General features: G+C 69.0%; 13 protein-coding genes. 8 read left to right on the top strand and 5 right to left on the bottom strand.

Annotation, left to right across the window (positions count from 1 at the left end):
- Positions 1 to 144: 144 nt before the first annotated feature.
- Genes ACFCYE_RS11990 through ACFCYE_RS12005 form a run of 4 tightly spaced genes read right to left on the bottom strand, consistent with a single transcriptional unit; the run spans position 145 to position 4,218 of the window.
- The gene (locus ACFCYE_RS11990; RefSeq protein WP_376179010.1) at positions 145 to 891 is read right to left on the bottom strand and encodes an ABC transporter ATP-binding protein; all 747 of its coding nucleotides are present in this window, start codon (positions 889 to 891) and stop codon (positions 145 to 147) included.
- Positions 888 to 1,877, bottom strand: coding sequence for an ABC transporter ATP-binding protein (locus ACFCYE_RS11995; RefSeq protein ID WP_376179012.1), 990 nt, complete (start codon positions 1,875 to 1,877; stop codon positions 888 to 890). The genes ACFCYE_RS11990 and ACFCYE_RS11995 overlap by 4 nt, the downstream gene beginning before the upstream one ends.
- Positions 1,867 to 2,844 carry a branched-chain amino acid ABC transporter permease gene (locus ACFCYE_RS12000; protein ID WP_376179014.1) on the bottom strand — a complete coding sequence of 326 codons (978 nt, stop codon included), beginning with the start codon at positions 2,842 to 2,844 and terminating at the stop codon, positions 1,867 to 1,869. The genes ACFCYE_RS11995 and ACFCYE_RS12000 overlap by 11 nt, the downstream gene beginning before the upstream one ends.
- A gap of 3 nt (positions 2,845 to 2,847) precedes the next feature.
- Positions 2,848 to 4,218: a branched-chain amino acid ABC transporter permease gene (locus tag ACFCYE_RS12005; RefSeq protein ID WP_376179015.1), complete on the bottom strand. Its 1,371-nt coding sequence runs from the start codon at positions 4,216 to 4,218 to the stop codon at positions 2,848 to 2,850.
- 218 nt (positions 4,219 to 4,436) lie between these two features.
- Between ACFCYE_RS12005 and guaB the strand changes: the two genes are divergently transcribed.
- The 5 genes from guaB to ACFCYE_RS12030 all read left to right on the top strand — a co-directional run bounded on the left by guaB (position 4,437) and on the right by ACFCYE_RS12030 (position 10,934).
- Positions 4,437 to 5,939, top strand: a complete 1,503-nt coding sequence (gene guaB / locus ACFCYE_RS12010) for an IMP dehydrogenase (protein ID WP_376179017.1) — start codon at positions 4,437 to 4,439, stop codon at positions 5,937 to 5,939.
- A 98-nt stretch (positions 5,940 to 6,037) separates the two neighbouring features.
- Positions 6,038 to 6,313, top strand: a complete 276-nt coding sequence (locus tag ACFCYE_RS12015) for a DUF2277 domain-containing protein (RefSeq protein ID WP_376179018.1) — start codon at positions 6,038 to 6,040, stop codon at positions 6,311 to 6,313.
- A gap of 53 nt (positions 6,314 to 6,366) precedes the next feature.
- Positions 6,367 to 7,725 carry an MFS transporter gene (locus tag ACFCYE_RS12020; RefSeq protein ID WP_376179020.1) on the top strand — a complete coding sequence of 453 codons (1,359 nt, stop codon included), beginning with the start codon at positions 6,367 to 6,369 and terminating at the stop codon, positions 7,723 to 7,725.
- On the top strand, positions 7,722 to 9,191 hold the full coding sequence (locus tag ACFCYE_RS12025; RefSeq protein WP_376179022.1) for a pyridoxal phosphate-dependent decarboxylase family protein: 1,470 nt from the start codon (positions 7,722 to 7,724) through the stop codon (positions 9,189 to 9,191). Before ACFCYE_RS12020 ends, ACFCYE_RS12025 begins: the two co-directional genes overlap by 4 nt.
- A 54-nt stretch (positions 9,192 to 9,245) precedes the next feature.
- Positions 9,246 to 10,934: an ABC-F family ATP-binding cassette domain-containing protein gene (locus ACFCYE_RS12030; protein ID WP_376179024.1), complete on the top strand. Its 1,689-nt coding sequence runs from the start codon at positions 9,246 to 9,248 to the stop codon at positions 10,932 to 10,934.
- Positions 10,935 to 10,953: 19 nt separating this feature from the next.
- Here the strand turns inward: ACFCYE_RS12030 and ACFCYE_RS12035 are convergent, their stop codons facing one another.
- Positions 10,954 to 12,039 (bottom strand): FAD-dependent oxidoreductase, encoded by a 1,086-nt coding sequence (locus ACFCYE_RS12035; RefSeq protein WP_376179026.1) that lies wholly within the window; start codon positions 12,037 to 12,039, stop codon positions 10,954 to 10,956.
- Positions 12,040 to 12,107: 68 nt separating this feature from the next.
- Here ACFCYE_RS12035 and ACFCYE_RS12040 point away from each other — a divergent pair, with 68 nt between their 5' ends.
- The 3 genes from ACFCYE_RS12040 (at position 12,108) to ACFCYE_RS12050 (ending at position 18,869) form a co-directional block, all read left to right on the top strand.
- Positions 12,108 to 13,226, top strand: a complete 1,119-nt coding sequence (locus ACFCYE_RS12040; RefSeq protein WP_376179569.1) for a GuaB3 family IMP dehydrogenase-related protein — start codon at positions 12,108 to 12,110, stop codon at positions 13,224 to 13,226.
- A gap of 55 nt (positions 13,227 to 13,281) precedes the next feature.
- Positions 13,282 to 14,037 (top strand): SURF1 family protein, encoded by a 756-nt coding sequence (locus ACFCYE_RS12045; RefSeq protein ID WP_376179571.1) that lies wholly within the window; start codon positions 13,282 to 13,284, stop codon positions 14,035 to 14,037.
- A 209-nt stretch (positions 14,038 to 14,246) separates the two neighbouring features.
- Positions 14,247 to 18,869, top strand: a complete 4,623-nt coding sequence (locus tag ACFCYE_RS12050) for an ExeM/NucH family extracellular endonuclease (protein WP_376179028.1) — start codon at positions 14,247 to 14,249, stop codon at positions 18,867 to 18,869.
- Positions 18,870 to 18,941 lie beyond the last annotated feature (72 nt).

Genomic DNA, 18,941 nt, shown 5'->3' on the forward strand with positions numbered 1-18,941 from the left:
CTCCCCCGCCCCCGCCCGGGCCCCGCTCTGCTTCCCCCGCGCGCCCCCCCCCCGGGGGGGGGGGGGGGGGGGGGGGGGGGGGGCCGCTGGGGGCCGCCGCGGGGGGCGCGGCGACCACACGCGCCGCCTGCGCGGCGACCGGACCTACGCGGCGTCGGTGCCCAGGGTGCCGAGGTAGAGGCCGATGACCTTGGGGTCGTTCAGCAGGTCGCGCCCGGAACCCTCGTACGCGTCGCGTCCCTGGTCGAGCACATAGCCCCGGTCGCAGATCTGCAGGCAGCGGCGCGCGTTCTGCTCGACCATGATGGTCGTCACGCCGGCCCTGTTGATATCGGAGACGCGGATGAACGCATCGTCCTGACGCACCGGCGACAGACCGGCGGACGGCTCATCGAGCAGCAGCACCGCCGGGTCCATCATCAACGCGCGCGACATCGCCACCATCTGGCGTTCACCGCCCGACAGGGACCCGGCGCGCTGCTTGAGGCGCTTGCCGAGTTCGGCGAAGATCCCGGTGACGAACTCCAGACGCTCCGTGTAGGCCTTGGGCTTCTGATAGAGCCCCATCTGCAGGTTCTCCTCGATCGTCAACGAGGGGAACACATTGTTCGTCTGCGGCACGAATCCGACGCCTCGGGCGACGAGCTTGTCGGCCTTCAGCCCGACGATGCTCTCGCCGTTGACGGTGACTTCGCCCTGACGGATCTGCACCATGCCGAAGATCGCCTTCAGCAGCGTCGACTTGCCGGCGCCGTTCGGGCCGATGATGCCGATCAGCTCGCCCTTGCGAGCGACGAGATTCGCGCCGTTGAGGATGTTGACGCCCGGAAGATATCCGGCGTGCACATCCGTCAGTTCGACGACGATGTCGCGGGTGTCTTCCCCGGTCATGGCTTCTCCTCCTTGGCGTCCTCGGATGCGTCGAGTTCGGCTTCCGCCTCGGCCTCGATCTGTTCGCGCAGGCGCGCGGCGTCGGCATCCGTCACGACGGGCATGCGTCCGGTGACGGCACCGAGATCGAGATCCTGGTGGGCGCCGAGATAGGCGTCGACGACCGCCGGATCCGCCATGACCTGATCCGGTGGGCCTTCGGCGACCACACGACCCTCGGCCATGACGACCACCCAGTCGGCGATGTGGCGGACCATGTGCATGTCGTGCTCGACGAACAGCACCGTCATGCCGAGATCCTTGAGGCTGAGGATGTGCTCCAGCAGCGACTGGGTCAGGGCCGGGTTGACGCCGGCCATCGGCTCATCGAGCATCACCAGCGTCGGATCGCTCATCAGCGCGCGGGCCATCTCGAGCAGCTTGCGCTGACCGCCGGACAGCGAGGCGGCGAAGTCCTTCTCCTTGGCATCCAGCTTGAAGCGGGCGAGCAGCTCGCGGGCGCGCTTCTCGATCTCCGCCTCCTGGTCGCGCCAGAGGAACGGGAACAGGCTGGCCCAGAAACCCTCACCGCGCTGGTGAGGGGCGCCGAGCTTCATGTTCTCGAGGACCGTCAGCAGCGACAGCGACTTGGTGAGCTGGAACGTGCGCACCTGTCCCATCTGGGCGACCTTGAAGGAGGGGACGCCCGAGAGGTTCTTGCCGTCGAACGACCAGGTACCGGAGTTCGGCTTGTCGAACCCGCAGAGCAGGTTGAACAGGGTCGTCTTGCCGGCGCCGTTGGGGCCGATGAGGGCCGTGATGGCACCCCGCGGGATCTCGATGTGGTCCACGTCGACGGCCGTCAGGCCGCCGAAGCGACGCGTCACGCCATCGGCGACGAGGATCGGGTCGACCTTCGCGACGCCGGGCGCCGCCGGTCCCTTGGCGAGGCCGGTCGTCTTCGCACGCGGCACGGCCGGCTGTGCGGGGTTCGATTCACTTGACAAAGGTCATCTCCCTCTTGTTTCCGAGGATGCCCTGCGGCCGGAAGATCACGATCAGCATCAGCACGACGCCGATCAGGATGTAGCGCACCATGTCGGCCTGCGCGGCGGTCATCGGCAGCAGCCCTGCATCCGCCATGGCGGGGAGCAGGCTTCCGAGGAAGGCGAAGACGACCCAGAACAGCACGGCGCCGAGCGTCGGGCCGAGTACGGTCGCCGCCCCGCCGAGCAGCAGGATGGTCCACAGGAAGAACGTCAGCGATGTCGAGTAGCTGCCGGGGATCACGGCCGACGGCAGCACGAACACGATGCCGCCGAGCGCACCGAAAACGCCGCCGACGACGAGCGCCTGCATCTTGTAGGCGAACACGTTCTTGCCGAGTGAGCGGACCGCGTCCTCGTCCTCGCGGATGCCCTTGAGCACGCGCCCCCACGGGCTGCGCATGAGCGCCCAGACCAGGAGCACCGCGATCGCGAGCATGATGAGGCCGAAGACGCGCACCCACAGGTCGTTCGCGTTGTACGTCCACGGCCCGAAACCGTACGTTCCGGGCGGGAACGGGTTGATGTCGCGGAAGCTCTGGTGGTAGCCGGACAGGCCACCGGCCGAGTTCGTCCACTCCTTGAACAACTCGGTCAGGAACAGCAGCCGGACGACTTCCGCTGCCGCGATCGTCGCGATGGCGAGGTAGTCGGCGCGGAGCCGCAGCGTCGGGATGCCGAGGACCAGGGCGAAGCCCGCACCGGCGATGAGGCCGATCAGCATGCCGATCCACCACGGGACGCCGAAGCTGAGGATCGAGATCGCGTAGCCGTATCCGCCGACCGCCATGAAGGCCGCCATGCCGAAGTTCAGCAGGCCGGTGTAGCCGAAGTGGACGGCCAGGCCCGTCGCCGCGAGCGCGTACGCCATCGTGGTCGGGCTGAAGAGATACGCGGCGGTGTTGCCGAGGATGTTGCCGAAGTCCATGCGTCAGCCCAACCTTTCCTTGCGGCCGAGCAGGCCCTGAGGCCGTACCAGCAGGATCACGATCAGCGCGACGAGCGCGGTGGCGTACTTGAGGTCGCTCGGGACGCCGAGCAGCGTCGACACCTCGACGGCGAGACCGACGATGATCGAGCCGATGAGTGCGCCGATGGCCGACCCGAGGCCGCCGAGGGTGATGGCGCAGAAGATGAGCAGCAGCATCTGCATGCCCATGTCCCATTTCACACCCGGCCGGAAGTATGCCCACAGGATGCCGGAGATCGCGGCCAGGACGCCGGCGAGGATCCACACGATGCGGATGACCTTGTCGACGTCGATGCCGGATGCCGCGGCCAGCTGCGGGTTGTCCGAGATCGCGCGGGTGGCCTTGCCGACCCTCGTGCGCGTCAGGAAGAACGCGACGCCGAGGATGACGAGCAGGCTCACTCCCATGCCGATCATGTCGATGTACGACAGCGAGATCGGGCCGAGCTTGATCGGCGTCGGGCTGGAGCCGGGCAGCTGGTAGGTGCCGCCGCCGATCATGTACTGCAGGGCGTAGCGCAATGCCAGTGAGAGGCCGATGCTCACGATCATGAGCTGTACGACGCCGAGGCCGCGTCGCCGCAGCGGGCGCCAGAGCCCGGCATCCAGACCCCACCCGAGCAGACCGCCGGCGATGACGGCGGCGATGATGCCGAGCCACATCGGCAGCTGCCAGAACGAGGTGACCAGCAGCGCGACGACCGCACCCCAGGTCACCATCTCGCCGTGCGCGAAGTTCGACAGCTTCGTCGTGCCGTAGATGAGCGCTGCGCCCATGGAGGCGAGCCCGAGCAGCAGACCGAAGTTCAGCCCTCCGACGGTGCGCGACAGCAGCTGGTCGAGGAACGACGTCGTCTCGCGCACGCCTTCGCCGAGGAACAGGTTGACGATCTTGGTCCCGGTGAGCCCGAACTCGACTTCGAACGACGCCGTGGTCCCGGAGATCGGCTGCATGCCCTCCGGCAGCTGCGTCGCGTCGACGATCACGCCGTCGGGGAGCGTGTCCTCGTCGACGGTGAGCGTGTACGTCGCTGCCTCGGGGACGTAGAGGCGCCATTTGCCCTCGGCGTCCGTCTCGGTGTCGGCTTCGAAGCCTTCGCCCTCGACCGACATCGTGACGTCGGCGACAGGATCGTCGTCGAAGGTGATGACGCCGGCGAGATAGAAGTCGGTGATCTCCTGGCCGTCGTCGGTCTCCTCTGCGGATGCCGAGGACACGGCCGAGGCGGGCGACGGCGGCTGGAGCGCCAGGAAGGCGAAAGCGAGGAGCGTCCCGATGAGGGCGATCGCCCATCGGATTCCGCTCCGCTTCGCCGAGATCGTCGGACTCACAGAACCTCCCGTCCAGTACACAGGCCAAGACGGAGTTGTGCATCGGCCCTGATGTACGACGGTATGAGCGTAGTGTGTCGATTCTGTTTCAGCCAATGCACGATCTGCTCACGATTCTCCCGTTCGCGCGAGCGATAGCCCTCGGGAATTCTGAGAGGCCCTGCGGCGCTTAGAATTGGTACACCCTCGCCGCCAGTCGCCCCCCAGGAGGATCATCCATGGACCAGCACGATCCGTTCGGTTTCGTCGGCCTCACCTACGACGACGTGCTGCTCCTTCCGGGGCACACCGACGTCATCCCGAGCGAGGCGGACACCTCGTCGCGGATCACGCGTCGCATCTCGGTCGCGACCCCGTTGCTGTCCAGCGCCATGGACACGGTCACGGAGTCGCGCATGGCCATCGCGATGGCACGAGAGGGCGGCATCGGCATCCTGCACCGCAACCTGTCGATCGCCGACCAGGCCGCGCACGTCGACCGCGTCAAGCGCAGCGAGTCGGGCATGATCACCGACCCGATCACGACGACCCCCGACGCGACCGTCGAAGAGGTCGACGCGCTGTGCGCGCGGTACCGCATCTCCGGTCTGCCGGTGGTCGACCCCGCCGGCAAGCTCGTCGGCATCATCACGAACCGCGACATGCGCTTCGTCTCCGGGTTCGAGCGTCAGACGACCTTCGTGAAGGACGTCATGACCAGCGAGGACCTCGTCACCGCTCCCGTCGGCGTGGCCGCGGGCGAGGTCATCGCCCTGTTCGCCAAGCACCGCGTCGAGAAGCTTCCGCTCATCGACGAGGACGGCAAGCTCGCGGGCCTCATCACGATCAAGGACTTCGACAAGAGCGAGAAGTACCCCCTCGCGACCAAGGACGACCAGGGCCGACTGCGCGTCGGCGCGGCGATCGGCTTCTTCGGCGACGCCTGGGAGCGCGCAGAGGCGCTGCGGGATGCCGGCGTCGACGTGCTCGTGGTCGACACCGCCAACGGCCAGTCGCAGGGCGTCATCGATCTGGTCAAGCGACTCAAGGCCGACCCGACGTTCGAGCACATCGACATCGTCGGCGGCAACGTCGCGACCCGCGAGGGCGCCCAGGCGCTCGTGGATGCCGGAGTAGATGCCGTCAAGGTCGGCGTCGGCCCCGGGTCCATCTGCACCACCCGCGTCGTCGCCGGCGTCGGCGTTCCGCAGGTCACCGCGGTCTACGAGGCGTCGCTGGCGGCGCGCCCCGCCGGTATCCCCGTGATCGCCGACGGCGGGCTGCAGTACTCGGGCGACATCGCGAAGGCACTCGTCGCCGGCGCGGATGCCGTCATGCTCGGCTCGCTGCTCGCCGGAACCGACGAGTCGCCGGGCGAGATCGTCTTCCAGAGCGGCAAGCAGTTCAAGCAGTACCGCGGGATGGGATCCCTCGGCGCCATGCAGACGAGAGGCAAGCAGACCTCGTACTCGAAGGACCGCTACTTCCAGGCGGATGTCCCGAGCGACGACAAGCTGATCCCCGAGGGCATCGAAGGCCAGGTCCCGTACCGCGGGCCGCTCGGTGCGGTCGCGTACCAGCTCATCGGAGGCCTGCGTCAGTCGATGTTCTACGTCGGCGCGCGCACGATCGAAGAGCTGAAGACCCGCGGCAAGTTCGTCCGCATCACGCCGGCCGGGCTCAAGGAATCGCACCCGCACGACGTGCAGATCGTCGTCGAGGCGCCGAACTACAAGCGCTGACCGGGCGCCGGGCATACCTGTCCCGGCATCGGATGAGGAGGGCCGGATGCGAGGCATCCGGCCTTCCGTCTGTCCGGCCGCGGGCGTAGCGTGCCGGTATGTGCCGAAACATCCACACCCTTCACAACTTCGAACCCGCCGCGACCTCTGACGAAGTGCAGGCGGCGGCGCTGCAGTACGTGCGCAAGATCGCCGGGACGACGAAGCCGTCGAAGGCGAACCAGGAGGCGTTCGACCGGGCGGTCGCCGAGGTCGCGCACATCACGCAGCATCTGCTCGATGATCTCGTCGCCACGACCCCGCCGAAGAACCGCGAGGAGGAGGCCGAGAAGAAGCGCGCCCGCGCGATCGCGTCCGGTCGCTACGCCGCCTGAGCGCGCCATCCTGCCAGCGCGTCCCCCGAGTGGGGCGCCATTAGAGTGAGCGCATGGATTCACCGGGGAGTTCGGCGCTGACCAGGAGCCAGGTCGCCCGCTACGCGATCGGCTCGCTCGGCACCGGCGGGTTCGCCACGCTGCCGGGCCTCGTGCTCGTCTACTACCTCACCGATTCGCTCGGGGTGACGGCGCTCGCCGCCGGCGCGATCGTCACGGCCGCGAAGATCTGGGACGTGCTGATCGATCCCGTGATCGGCGGGCTCAGCGACCGGTCCTACGCGCAGGCCGGGTCGCGCAAGCGGTTCATGGTCCTCGGGGGCATCGGCCTGCCGATCGCATTCGTGCTGACGTTCGCCGTCCCGGGCGGACTCGGACCGCTGCCGTCCGCCCTGTGGGTGCTGGTGGCCTTCATGCTCGCGGCGACCTGCTTCAGTCTGTTCCAGGTCCCCTACATCGCGCTGCCGGCCGAACTCACGGACAGCTATCGCGAGCGCACTCGACTGCTCAGCTGGCGGGTGGTGGTGCTCACCAGCGCGATCCTGCTGTTCGGCGCCGGCGGCCCGGAGCTGCGGGGGCTCTTCCCCGACGATCCGCTGCGCGGCTACCTCGTCATGGCGCTCGTCGCCGGCGTCGTGCTCGCGGCGGGGATGCTGGTGTCCGCGTCCGTCGCACCGCAGCGCCCGCCGCTTCCTGTGGTCGCAGGCCTGTCGATCGGTGCACACTACCGCGCAGGCATCCGCCTGCTGCGCGAGAGCCAGCCGTTCCGCACGCTGCTGGCGACGTTCATGCTGCAGGGGCTCGCGACCGGGCTGATGCTGGCGTCGGCCCAGTTCGTCGCGCGCTGGATCCTCGAGGACGAGGGCGCCGTCACGCCGCTGTTCGCGTCGCTCATCGCTCCGGCGCTGCTGATGGCGCCGGTGTGGAAGGGCATCGCCGATCGCGTCGGCAAGGAGCGCGCGTTCCGGCTGGCGAGCCTGATCTTCCTGCTCGCGACCCTCGTGCTCGTGGCGATGATCTGGGTGCCAGGCTGGTGGATCCTCGTCCCGGTGGCGCTCGCCGGCGCGGCGTACGCGGGCATGCAGACGCTGCCGATGGCCATGCTCCCCGACGTCATCGCGCACGACCGATCCGCACACGCCGGGACGAATCGTTCCGGCGTCTTCAGCGGAGTGTGGACCGCGGGGGAGACGACGGGGATGGCGCTCGGCGCGACCGTGCTGTCCGTCGTGCTCGCCATCACGGGCTATCTCGAGTCCACCGCGGGCGTGGTCGTCGACCAACCGGTCGCGGCCGTCGCCGGCATCGCGGTCGCGTTCAGCGTCCTGCCCGCCGTCCTGATGGCGCTGAGTCTCGTCGCGCTCTCGCGCTACCGGTTGCGTGAGCGGGACATCGCGGGGACGAGCGCATGAGCGGCGGCATCCTCGGTCGTCTGCGCGACCTGCGCGCGCTCGACGCTCTGACCCACGGCGGGCACGTGCTCGCCTATGTCTACGACTCCGGGATGCCGGAGCTGGATGAACTGGCGGATGCCGCGGCATCCCTCGCCCGACCGGTGAACGCGCTCGACCCCACCGTGTTCCCGTCCGTCGCGGCGATGGAGCGCGAGGTCCTCGGTTTCGTGCGTCGAGCCGTGCACGGTGGACGGGACATCGTCGGCTCGGTGACCAGTGGCGGCACCGAGAGCTGTCTGCTGGCGGTGAAGACGGCGCGCGATCTGTGGCGAGCGGAGCATCCGGATGCCGTTGCCGGCGGCGCGCGACCCCGCCTGCTCGCGCCCTCCACGGCGCATGCCGCGTTCCAGAAGGCGGCGCGCCTGTTCGACCTGGACTTCGATCCGGTGCCCTGCGGACCGGACGGCGCCGTCGCGGCATCCGACCTGATCAGCAGGATGGGCGGCGACGTCGCGCTGGTCGTCGTGTCGGCGCCGGCGTACCCGAGCGGCGCGCTCGATCCGATCCGTGCCGTGGCGGCGGCGGCGAAGGTCCGCGGCATCCGATGCCATGTCGACGCATGCTTCGGCGGCCTCGTGCTGCCCTGGTGGCGCGACGTGGCGGCGTGGGACTTCCGTCTTCCCGGCGTGACGAGCCTGTCGGCGGATCTGCACAAGTTCGGCTATGCGCCCAAGGGCGTCTCGGTGCTGCTGCATCGTGGTCGACGGCAGCACCGCGCACAGTTCTTCGCCACGACGCGCTGGCCGGGTTACCCCGTCGTGAATCCCACGCTGCTGGGGTCGAAGTCCGCGTCGCCGCTGGCCGCCGCGTGGGCGATCGTGCAGCGGCTGGGCGACGAGGGATTCGCCGAGTTGACCTCGTCGATCGAGCGCGTCGCGGCGGGCATCCGGAGCGAGGTAGCACGCATCCCCGGTCTGGTCGTGATGGGGGATCCGGTCGGCCCGGCGATCACGCTCGTCGCTGATGTCGACGCCTCTCGTGAGCAGCGCGTGGATCCGCATCGGCTCGCGGATGAGCTCGCTCGGCACGGCTGGCGCATCCAGCACCAGCCGGGGTTCGTGCAGAGCGACGGAACCCGCTTGCCGCGCAGCGCCCATCTCACGTTGACTCCGGTCCTCGAACGCCGCGTGAAGGACTTCCGCCGCGAGCTGACCCGGGCCGCCGACGCGGTGCGGGGACGACCGCCCGCCGACGCCCGGGTGCTGGCGGGTGCGGTGCGCCTGCTCGGCTACGGCGTCGATCGCGTGCCGGATCCCTCGGCGTCGTGGCGGCTGCTGCGGCTCGCCGGCGCGGGGCAGGTGAAGCAGAACCAGCCGATGGCGACGCTGATGGCGCTGATCGAAAAGCTTCCGGCGCCGGTGGCCGAAGCGCTGCTCTCCGAGCTGCTCGCGCGGATGTCGGAGCCACGCGTCCCGGGATCCTGATAGCCTGGTCGGCTTGCTGTGCGACGGTCGCGGTGGGCGGAAGGACGACCCACCGTGGGCTACATCGATGTCTCGGCGATCTCGCTGACCCTGCCGGATGGCAGGCCGCTGCTCGACGAGGTGACATTCCGTGTCGGCGCCGGCTCGACCAGCGCGCTGATCGGGCCGAACGGCGCCGGCAAGACGACGCTGCTGAGGATCATCCGCGCCGACGCGGCGGCGGATTCCGGCGCGATCACGATCGACGGCGGCCTGGGCGTCATGGACCAGTTCATCGGGCACGGTGAAGCGGGCCAGACCGTGCAGGATCTGCTGACGCGCGTCGCCCCTCGCCGCATCCGCACCGCCGCCGAGACGCTCGAATCGGCGGAGAACGCCCTCATCGAGCGCGACGAGCACGACACCCAGATGGCGTACGCCGCGGCGATCGCCGAGTACGCCGATGCGGGCGGGTACGAGCACGAGACGGTGTGGGATCAGTGCACGGTCGCCGCCCTCGGCGTGCCCTACGAACGCGCCAGGTACCGCGAACTGCTCACGCTGTCCGGAGGCGAGCAGAAGCGACTCGCCCTCGAGGCGCTGCTGCGCGGTCCTGACGATGTGCTGCTGCTGGACGAGCCGGACAACTATCTGGATGTCCCGGCCAAGCGCTGGCTGGAGGAGCAGCTGCGGCAGACGCCGAAGACCGTGCTGCTGGTCTCGCACGACCGCGAACTGCTCGCGAGGGCCGCCGACCGCATCATCACGCTCGAACCAGGCGGTGCCGGCGCCACCGCCTGGGTGCACGGCGGGGGATTCGCCACCTACCATCAGGCCCGCGAGGACCGGATGGACCGTCTGGACGAGCTGCGCAGGCGCTGGGACGAGCAGCACGAGAAACTGCGCACGCTGGTCGCGACGCTCAAGGTGAAGGCCGAGGCGAACGACGGCTTCGCGTCCCGGTATCGCGCAGCGCAGACTCGACTGCGCAAATTCGAGGAGGCCGGTCCTCCGGAGGAGCGGCCGCCGGCGCAGGACTTCGACATGCGCCTGCGCGGAGCGCGGACCGGCAAGCGGGCCGTCGTCGCCGAGCGGCTGGAGCTCACAGGGCTGATGCGGCCGTTCGACGCCGAGGTCTGGTTCGGAGACCGCATCGGCGTGCTCGGATCGAACGGCTCTGGGAAGTCGCACTTCCTCCGTCTGCTGGCCAGGGGAGGAACCGATCCGGACGCGACGCTCGGTCACGTGACGTCGACCGGCGAGAACCTGGCCGAGGTCCCCCATACCGGCCGTGCCGTCCTGGGGGCCAGAGTCGTGCCCGGTCTGTTCGCGCAGACGCACGCGCACCCCGAATTCGCCGGGCGGACGCTGCTGGAGATCCTGCACCGTGGCGACGACCGGCGGGATGGTCTGCCTCGGGAAGCCGCGAGCAGCGCACTGGACCGCTACGGCCTCGTCCGGCAGGCCCAGCAGAGCTTCGATTCGCTTTCGGGCGGGCAGCAGGCGCGATTCCAGGTGCTGCTGCTCGAGCTCTCGGGTGCGACGCTGCTGCTGCTGGACGAGCCGACGGACAACCTCGACCTCGAGTCGGCCGAGGCTCTGGAGGACGCGCTGACCCGCTTCGACGGAACGGTGCTCGCGGTGACGCACGATCGCTGGTTCGCGCGCTCGTTCGACCTGTTCCTCGTGTTCGGATCGGACGGCGAGGTGTACGCGGCCGACGAACCCGTGTGGGACGAGCGGCGGGTGGTGCGGGCGCGCTGACTTCCAGCCAGCCAGCCAGTCAGGGAAGGCGGAACGGCCCGGCGGCGCGCGCCGCCGGGTCGAGCGCGAGGTCGGCGAGCACACCGCCGACCCCGGTCGCGAACTTGAAGCCGTGCCCGGAGAAGCCCGCACCGATCACGATCCGGCCTCGCCGATCCAGCACGAAGTCGCTGTCATCGGTCGAGGTGTACGTGCAGCTCAGATGCACGGCGGAATCGGCATCCAGCCCCGGCATCCATTCGCGCACGTACGCGCGGAGCGACTCCGCATGCGTCGTGCGCCGGGGTCGAGCGTCCGGATCGACCTCGTCGCCGACCTGGTGGAAGCCCACCTTGATGCCTTCTCCCGGGGTGGGCATGCCGTAGACCGTCGCCGGGTAGTCGTTCGGCGGGACGTAATGGTTGAACGACGGCCAGGACGCGTCAGTGAGTGGCGGGAAGTGCGCGGGCGCCTCCTCCGTGACGCGCAATCGCGGCAGGCCGATTCCGCCGAGCAGCTTTGCGCTCCATGCTCCGGCCGTGACCACGACGGTGTCCGCCCTCAGGGTCGTCCCGTCGGCCAGAGCGAGCAGCGCACTGGCCGGATCCTGACCGATGCGATCGACCGGAGTCTCCCACCGCACGGCTCCACCACCGGCGACGATCCGCCGCTCCAGCTCCCGCAGCGCGTCGGCAGCCCGGACGACACCGGCATCCGAGGACCACAGCACGTCGGAACCGAATCGCATTCCCGGCCATCGCCGATGTGCCTCCGCCGGTGTCCACAGTTCGGCGGGGATGCCGCGGCGTGCGAGACCCGCCTGCACCGATACGACGTCGACGTCACCGTGCGTGACCAGTCCGTGCAGGCGCAGCAGTGGAGCGCCGTCGACGGGCCCGAGGGCATCCCATCCTGCGCGCGAACGCTCCAGCAGATCGAGGTAGTGCTCCTCGGAGTAGGCGTTGTTGAAGTTGCGCGTGGCACCATGCGAGGCACCGTGCGTGTGACCGGGCGCGAACCGCTCGAGCACGACCGGTCGGAGACCCCGCCGCACGAGCTCCCACGCCGTCGCCAGCCCCATGACGCCGCCACCGACGACGGCGATGTCCACGGCATCCTGCGCCATCCTCGCACCCTCCTGCTCTCTCCCAGTCTCTCAGCCGCGGTCGCCCCGGGTAGGCTGGACGGGTGAGCATGGACATCGAACTCGGCCGAGGCAAGCGTGCGCGTCGCGCGTACACGTTCGACGACATCGCGGTGGTGCCCTCACGGCGCACACGCAACCCGGAGGATGTCTCGACGGCGTGGACCATCGACGCCTACGGCTTCGACATCCCTGTGCTGGGCGCCCCGATGGATTCGGTCGTGAGCCCGGCGACCGCGATCAAGCTGGGCCAGCTCGGCGGGCTCGGCGTGCTCGACCTCGAAGGTCTCTGGACTCGATACGAGAACCCCGAGCCGCTGCTGGCCGAGATCGCGGGCCTCGCACCGGCCGAGGCGACGCAGCGCATGCAGCAGCTGTACAGCGAGCCCATCAAGCCGGAGCTGATCAAAGCTCGACTTGCCGAGATCCGAGCCGGCGGTGTCACGGTGGCCGGATCCCTCACACCGCAGCGCACCCAGGAGCTGTACGAGACGGTTGTCGCCGCAGGCGTCGACCTGTTCGTGATCCGCGGAACGACCGTGTCGGCCGAGCACGTCTCCAGTGCGGCCGAGCCGCTCAACCTGAAGAAGTTCATCTACGACCTCGACGTCCCCGTGATCGTCGGCGGCGCGGCCACCTACACCGCGGCGCTGCACCTCATGCGCACGGGTGCAGCCGGTGTGCTGGTCGGCTTCGGCGGGGGAGCGGCATCCACGACGCGCGCCACCCTCGGCATCCACGCGCCGATGGCGACGGCCGTCTCCGACGTCGCCGCCGCGCGGCGCGACTACCTCGACGAGTCGGGCGGACGCTACGTGCACGTGATCGCCGACGGCGGCGTCGGCACCTCGGGCGACGTCGTCAAGGCCCTCGCGATGGGTGCGGATGCCGTGATGCTCGGCGTCGCCCTCGCCCGGGCGACGGACGCACCTGGTCGTGGGTTCCACTGGGGCCCCGAGGCGCACCACCCCAAGCTCCCGCGCGGCCGCCGCGTGGCCGTCGACGGCATCGCGCCGCTCGAAGAGATCCTGTTCGGCCCGGCCCCGGTCGCCGATGGCACCGCGAACCTCATCGGGGCACTGCGCAAGTCCATGGCGACGACGGGATACTCCGACCTGAAGGAGTTCCAGCGCGTCGAGGTCGTGCTGGCTCCGTACGAGCAGGGCTGAGCATCCACCTGCCGTGACGACACCAGAGCTGTTCCCGCCGACGCTGCGCGAGGTGATGCTGCGTCCGCGATGGATCGGTGTGCTCGCGCTCTGTCTGCTCGTCGCGGGCGTCTTCGCCTTCCTCGGGCAGTGGCAGCTCGGACGAGCGATCCAGACCGACCCGCCGCCGGCCGGCGTCACCGAGGAGTTCCGCGCACTGGACGACGTCGTCGTGCCGGGCGAGTACCTGCCCGAGCCGTACGTCGGCCAGCGAACCGAAGCCGCTGGCACGTGGATCGGCGGCGACTTCCTGGTGGTCTCGTCGCGGTACAACGATGACATCGAGGGCTACTGGGTCACCGGCCAGCTGCGGCTGGACGGCGACGTGTCGATCGCCGTCGCGCTGGGATGGGCGCAGGAACGGGCCGACGCGGATGCCGCGGCCCTCGCGCTCGAACAGACCGCAGCGGGAACCGGAGCCACGATCAGCGGTCGCCTCATCTCGGACGAGGGTGTGCAGATCCCGCCGGTCGATGATCCGCAGCGCATGGACCGCATGTCGCCGGCCGCCCTGCTCAACCACTGGCACGACACCGAGAGCCTCTCGGTCTACCGTCCGTACCTCGCGAGCGTCGAGGCTCCTGACGGGCTCGTCGACATCTCCTCCCCGGCGCCCGATGAGCTGTCGCCGGTGAACTGGCTGAACGTGTTCTACGCGGCCGAGTGGGCGATCTTCGCATGCTTTGCGTTCTACATCTGGTACCGGCTCGCGAAGGATGCCTGGGAGCGCGAGGTCGAAGACCTCGAGGATGCTGCTGGCCCGGCGTCCTGAGCCCGTCGACCTGCGCATCCGAGCAGTTCTCCGTGCGCATCTGAGCGAGTTCGCGGCGATTCGGTGAGCGAGCGGTGACCATTCGGCGAACACCGTTGATCCTGTCCCCGGCCCTCCGTATGCTCCCGAATATGTGTGTGCGCTGAGAGCGTCCACGGGCGGTGGGTTCACGAGAGCCGCCGCACCACCCGATCGAGGAGACAGCAACGATGATGCCAGCCCCCGATGCCGGGAACCGAACGGTTCCGGCGTCCTTCCGCAGCAGGGGGCGCGTCAGCGTCCTCGCCGTGACCTGCGTCGCCGCCCTCGGCGCCGGCGCCCTGGTCGCGACACCCGCCATCGCGAACACGACCGGAACGGGGGTCGTCATCAACGAGGCGTACCTGTCCGGTGGCAGCGCTGGCGCGCTGTTCACGAACAAGTTCGTTGAGCTCTACAACCCGACCTCCGAGCCGATCACCCTCGACGGGCTTTCGCTGCAGTACCGCTCGGCGACCGGGACCGCGGCCTTCAACGGTGTCGTGCCGCTGACCGGTGAGATCCCCGCCGGCGGTCACTACCTGGTCCAGGGGGGCAGCAACGGTGCGAACGGTCAGGCGCTGCCGACGGCCGACGCCGTCGGCAACCTGAACCCGAGCGGTACGAACGGAACGCTCGCGCTGGTCGAGGGCACAGCGGCGGTCACGCTCACGCCCGGTTCGATCACGGACACCGACGGAGTCGTCGATCTGCTGGGCTACGGCACCTCGAACACCTTCGAGACCACCGCCGCGACGTCGCCGACGGGCAACACCGACGTCAAGTCGCTGAACCGCACCGACGCGGCCGACAGCGACGACAACAGCGCCGACTTCAGCCTGTCCGCGACGATCACGCCGCAGAACTCCGGCGGCACGGGACCGGAAGAACCGGAGGAACCGGAAGAGCCCACCGCGGTCTCGATCGCCGAGGTGCAGGGGTCAGGGGACGTCTCGCCGCTGAACGGCCAGAACGTCACTGTCGAAGGCGTCGTGACCGGCGACTACCGCACGGGCGGATACAAGGGCATCACGATCCAGACCCAGGGCTCCGGCGGCGAGAACGACGCGACTCCCGGTGTCTCGGACGGCGTCTTCATCTACCTGAACGCCCTCGCTCCGACGCTCGCCATCGGCGACCTCGTGTCGGTCACCGGCACGGTCAGCGAGTACTTCGGCCAGACCCAGATCAATCCGGCAGCGGCATCGGATGTGTCCGTGGTCACCGCCGGTGCGGGGCTTCAGGCCCTGACGCCGCTGGCCGACTCGGTGACCGGCGCGGACCGCGAAGCGTACGAGAACATGCTCGTCGCTCCGAGCGGCTCCTACGTGGTCGCCTCCAGCCACCAGCTGTACAACTTCGGCACGCTGTGGCTGAACCCGGGCGAGCTCAACGTCAAGAGCACTGAGACCACGCGCCCCGGCGAGGCCGCGAACGCGATCGCCGCGGAGAATCGTGCCGAGCGCATCCTGCTCGATGACGGGTGGTCTTCTCAGGTCACCAGCAACGCGCACCCCGGTCAGCAGCCGTATTTCACGGCCGACGCGGTGGTCCGCAACGGCGATGCGGTCGATTTCGCCGAGACCGGCTACGTGCTGCAGTACGGCTTCGACGACTGGCGGCTGCAGCCCGTCGTGCCGATCGATGACACCAGCGACGCCGCGTACAAGGCCGGCTTCACGGCGCAGAACCCGCGCACGGATGCCGCCCCGGAGGTCGGCGGAGACGTGCAGGTCGCAGCGTTCAACGTGTACAACTACTTCACGACGCTCAGCAGCGAGAATTCGGAGGCGCGTGGGGCCAAGACGGCTGAGCAGTTCGCGATCCAGAAGTCGAAGATCGTCACGGCGATCAACGCGCTCGACGCGGAGGTCGTCGGGCTGATGGAGATCGAGAACTCGATCCACTTCGGCAAGCCGGCCGACTCCGCGCTGGCAGACCTCGTCGACGGGCTCAACGCCGACGCGGGCTCGGATGTCTGGGCCTACGTGCCGACTCCGGCCGCGCTGCTGGAGACCGACACCGACGTCATCACCAACGCGATCATCTACAAGACGGATGCCGCGACGCCGGTGGGCGACAGCGCCACCATCGTCGACGAGACGGTGTGGGACAACGCCCGCGAACCCGTCGCGCAGACCTTCGACGTCGACGGCAAGCTCGTCTCGGTCGTCTCGAACCACTTCAAGTCGAAGTCGCCTCCTTCCGGCGGAGGAGCGGAGCCGGCGGACGGCCAGGGCTTCTTCAACGCCGACCGCGTCGCACAGGCGCAGTCGCTGCTGAGCTTCACCGAGACGATCGCCGACACCAGCGGCAGCGACGACATCCTGCTGCTCGGCGACTTCAACGCGTACGGTCAGGAAGACCCGATCGACGTGTTCGCGCAGGCCGGCTGGACCGACCTGGTTCCGGCTGAAGCCGCCGGCCAGCACACGTACACCTTCGACGGCGAGCTCGGCTCGCTCGACCACGCCATCGCGTCGCCGTCGCTGGTCGAGTCCGTGACCGGCACAGCCGTCTGGGGGATCAACTCCGCCGAGTGGAGCGACCGCGGCTACGCGTTCGGGGCCGCCGAGTCGGGCACGCCCTTCCGTTCCAGCGATCACGATCCGGTCATCGTCGGCATCTCGAGCGAGATCCCGCCGGTGTCGATCGACATCGTCACGATCAACGACTTCCACGGTCGGATCGAAGCCGATGGCAAGGCAGCGGGTGCCGCGGTGCTCGCCGGCGCCGTTCAGCAGCAGCGTGAAGCGAATCCGAACACGGTGTTCGCCGCCGCGGGCGACCTGATCGGGGCATCGACGTTCACTTCGTTCATCCAGGACGACAACCCGACGATCGACGCGCTCAATGCCGCAGGCCTCGACGTCAGCGCGGCCGGCAACCACGAGTTCGATCAGGGTTGGGAGGACCTCGACGGCCGCGTGCAGGACCGTGCGGACTGGGAGTACATCAGCGCCAACGTCTTCGTGACGGAGACGGGTGAGCCGGCGCTGGCGCCTTCGTGGGTGACCGAACTCGACGGCGTCAAGGTCGGGTTCATCGGAGCGGTCACCGAGGAACTCGATTCCCTGGTGTCTCCGGACGGCATCGCGGATCTCGAGGTGCGCAGCATCGTCGACTCCGTCAACGATGTCGCCGCCGATCTCACGGATGGCGACGCAGGCAACGGTGAGGCCGATGTGCTGATCCTCCTCGTGCACGAGGGGGCGTCCAGCGCGGACATCGCGAGCATCACTCCGGAATCCGCGCTCGGCGAGATCGTCGCGGGTGTCGACGACAGTGTGAGCGCGATCGTCTCGGCGCACACTCACCTCGCGTACAACCACGTGATCGACGGTCGCCCGGTGGTCTCGGCGGGTCAGTACGGAGAGAACTTCGGCCTGATGAACCTGCAGGTGGATGCCGAGTCCAAGGAGCTCATCTCGATCACCAACGAGATCAAGCCCCTGACGAAGGATGGCGTGGCGCTGTACCCGGCGGTGACCGAAGTGCAGGCGATCGTCGACGCGGCGAAGGCCGAGGCCGACGTGCTCGGTGCCGAGAAGGTCGGCGAGATCACGGCGGACTTCAACCGGGCGCGCCAGACCAATGGTTCCGAGAACCGCGGCGGCGAGTCGACCATCGGCAACTTCGTCGCCGATGTGCAGAAGTGGGCGACCGGCGCGGACATCGCGCTGATGAACCCGGGCGGCATCCGCGCCAACCTCGCATACGCGAGCGCCGGCGCGGCGGATCCTGACGGCAATGTGACGTTCCGCGAGGCGGCGACGGTGCAGCCGTTCGCCAACACGCTCGTCACGCTCGAACTCACGGGAGCCCAGCTCGAGAGCGTGCTCGAAGAGCAGTGGCAGCCGGCGGGTGCGAGCCGTCCGTTCCTGAAGCTCGGCGTGTCCGAGGGGCTGGTGTACACCTACGACCCGACGGCCGCCGTCGGCGAACGCATCACGTCCATCACGCTCGATGGCGCACCGATCGACGCTGCGGCGACGTATCTGGTGGCGGCGAACTCGTTCCTGGCCGCCGGTGGAGACAACTTCTTCACCCTGGCCGACGGAGCGAACAAGGCGGACACCGGAAAGATCGATCTCTCCTCGATGGTGGAGTGGTTCGACGCGAACGGAACGGCCTCGCCCGACCTCGCGCAGCGCGCGGTCGGTGCCGCGCTGAGCGCTGCGGATGCCGACGGCTACAGCGCCGGTGACCAGGTGACGATCGCCCTCTCCTCGCTGAACTTCAGCGCCGGTGAGGCGAACGGCGCCGAGGTTTCGGTGTCGCTGGGCGAGACGGTGCTCGCGTCCGGGCAGATCGATCCCGCGATCGTCGATACGACCGACGAGATCGGGCGGGCGAGCCTGACCTTCACGGTGCCGGAAGGCGTGTCGGGGGAGCAGTCGCTCACCGTCGCCGTCGCGAACACCGGGACGACCGTCCAGGTGCCGATCACGATCACGGCCGAGGAGCCGGTCGAGTTCGCCGGCACCATCGAGGTGTCCAAGAAGGTCTCGGCAGGCAAGAAGCTCAGCGTCGCAGGCGCCGACTTCGAGCCCGGCGAGACGGTCACCGTCCGGTTGCAGCCGAAGAAGGGCGCAGCGATCGACCTCGGCGATGTCGTGGTCGGCGAGGACGGCTCGTTCCAGGCATCCGTCACAGTGCCGAAGAACACCCACCCCGGCAAGCACACCGTCGAGGTGTCGCAGGCCGACGGCGACACCGCTACGGCCACCGTCACGGTCAATCGCGGTGGCGGCAACGGCGCGGTGCGCGACATCCTGGACGCGATCTGGGATCTGATCAGAGGCTGGTTCTGATCCGCTGAAACGCGATGGAGGCCGTCGGGGGTTATCCTGGCGGCCTCCGTCGTGTCCGAAGGCCAGGCGGCC

The organism is Microbacterium sp. NPDC056234 (assembly GCF_042267585.1).
In the GTDB taxonomy this organism is placed as follows: domain Bacteria; phylum Actinomycetota; class Actinomycetes; order Actinomycetales; family Microbacteriaceae; genus Microbacterium.

Coding starts and splice junctions, on each gene's coding strand:
- ACFCYE_RS11990 (WP_376179010.1), bottom strand. CDS start 891: ATGACCGGGGAAGACACCCGCGACATCGTCGTCGAACTGACGGATGTG.
- ACFCYE_RS12050 (WP_376179028.1), top strand. CDS start 14,247: ATGATGCCAGCCCCCGATGCCGGGAACCGAACGGTTCCGGCGTCCTTC.
- ACFCYE_RS12040 (WP_376179569.1), top strand. CDS start 12,108: ATGGACATCGAACTCGGCCGAGGCAAGCGTGCGCGTCGCGCGTACACG.
- ACFCYE_RS12020 (WP_376179020.1), top strand. CDS start 6,367: ATGGATTCACCGGGGAGTTCGGCGCTGACCAGGAGCCAGGTCGCCCGC.
- ACFCYE_RS12045 (WP_376179571.1), top strand. CDS start 13,282: ATGCTGCGTCCGCGATGGATCGGTGTGCTCGCGCTCTGTCTGCTCGTC.
- ACFCYE_RS12035 (WP_376179026.1), bottom strand. CDS start 12,039: ATGGCGCAGGATGCCGTGGACATCGCCGTCGTCGGTGGCGGCGTCATG.
- guaB (WP_376179017.1), top strand. CDS start 4,437: ATGGACCAGCACGATCCGTTCGGTTTCGTCGGCCTCACCTACGACGAC.
- ACFCYE_RS12025 (WP_376179022.1), top strand. CDS start 7,722: ATGAGCGGCGGCATCCTCGGTCGTCTGCGCGACCTGCGCGCGCTCGAC.
- ACFCYE_RS12015 (WP_376179018.1), top strand. CDS start 6,038: ATGTGCCGAAACATCCACACCCTTCACAACTTCGAACCCGCCGCGACC.
- ACFCYE_RS12000 (WP_376179014.1), bottom strand. CDS start 2,844: ATGGACTTCGGCAACATCCTCGGCAACACCGCCGCGTATCTCTTCAGC.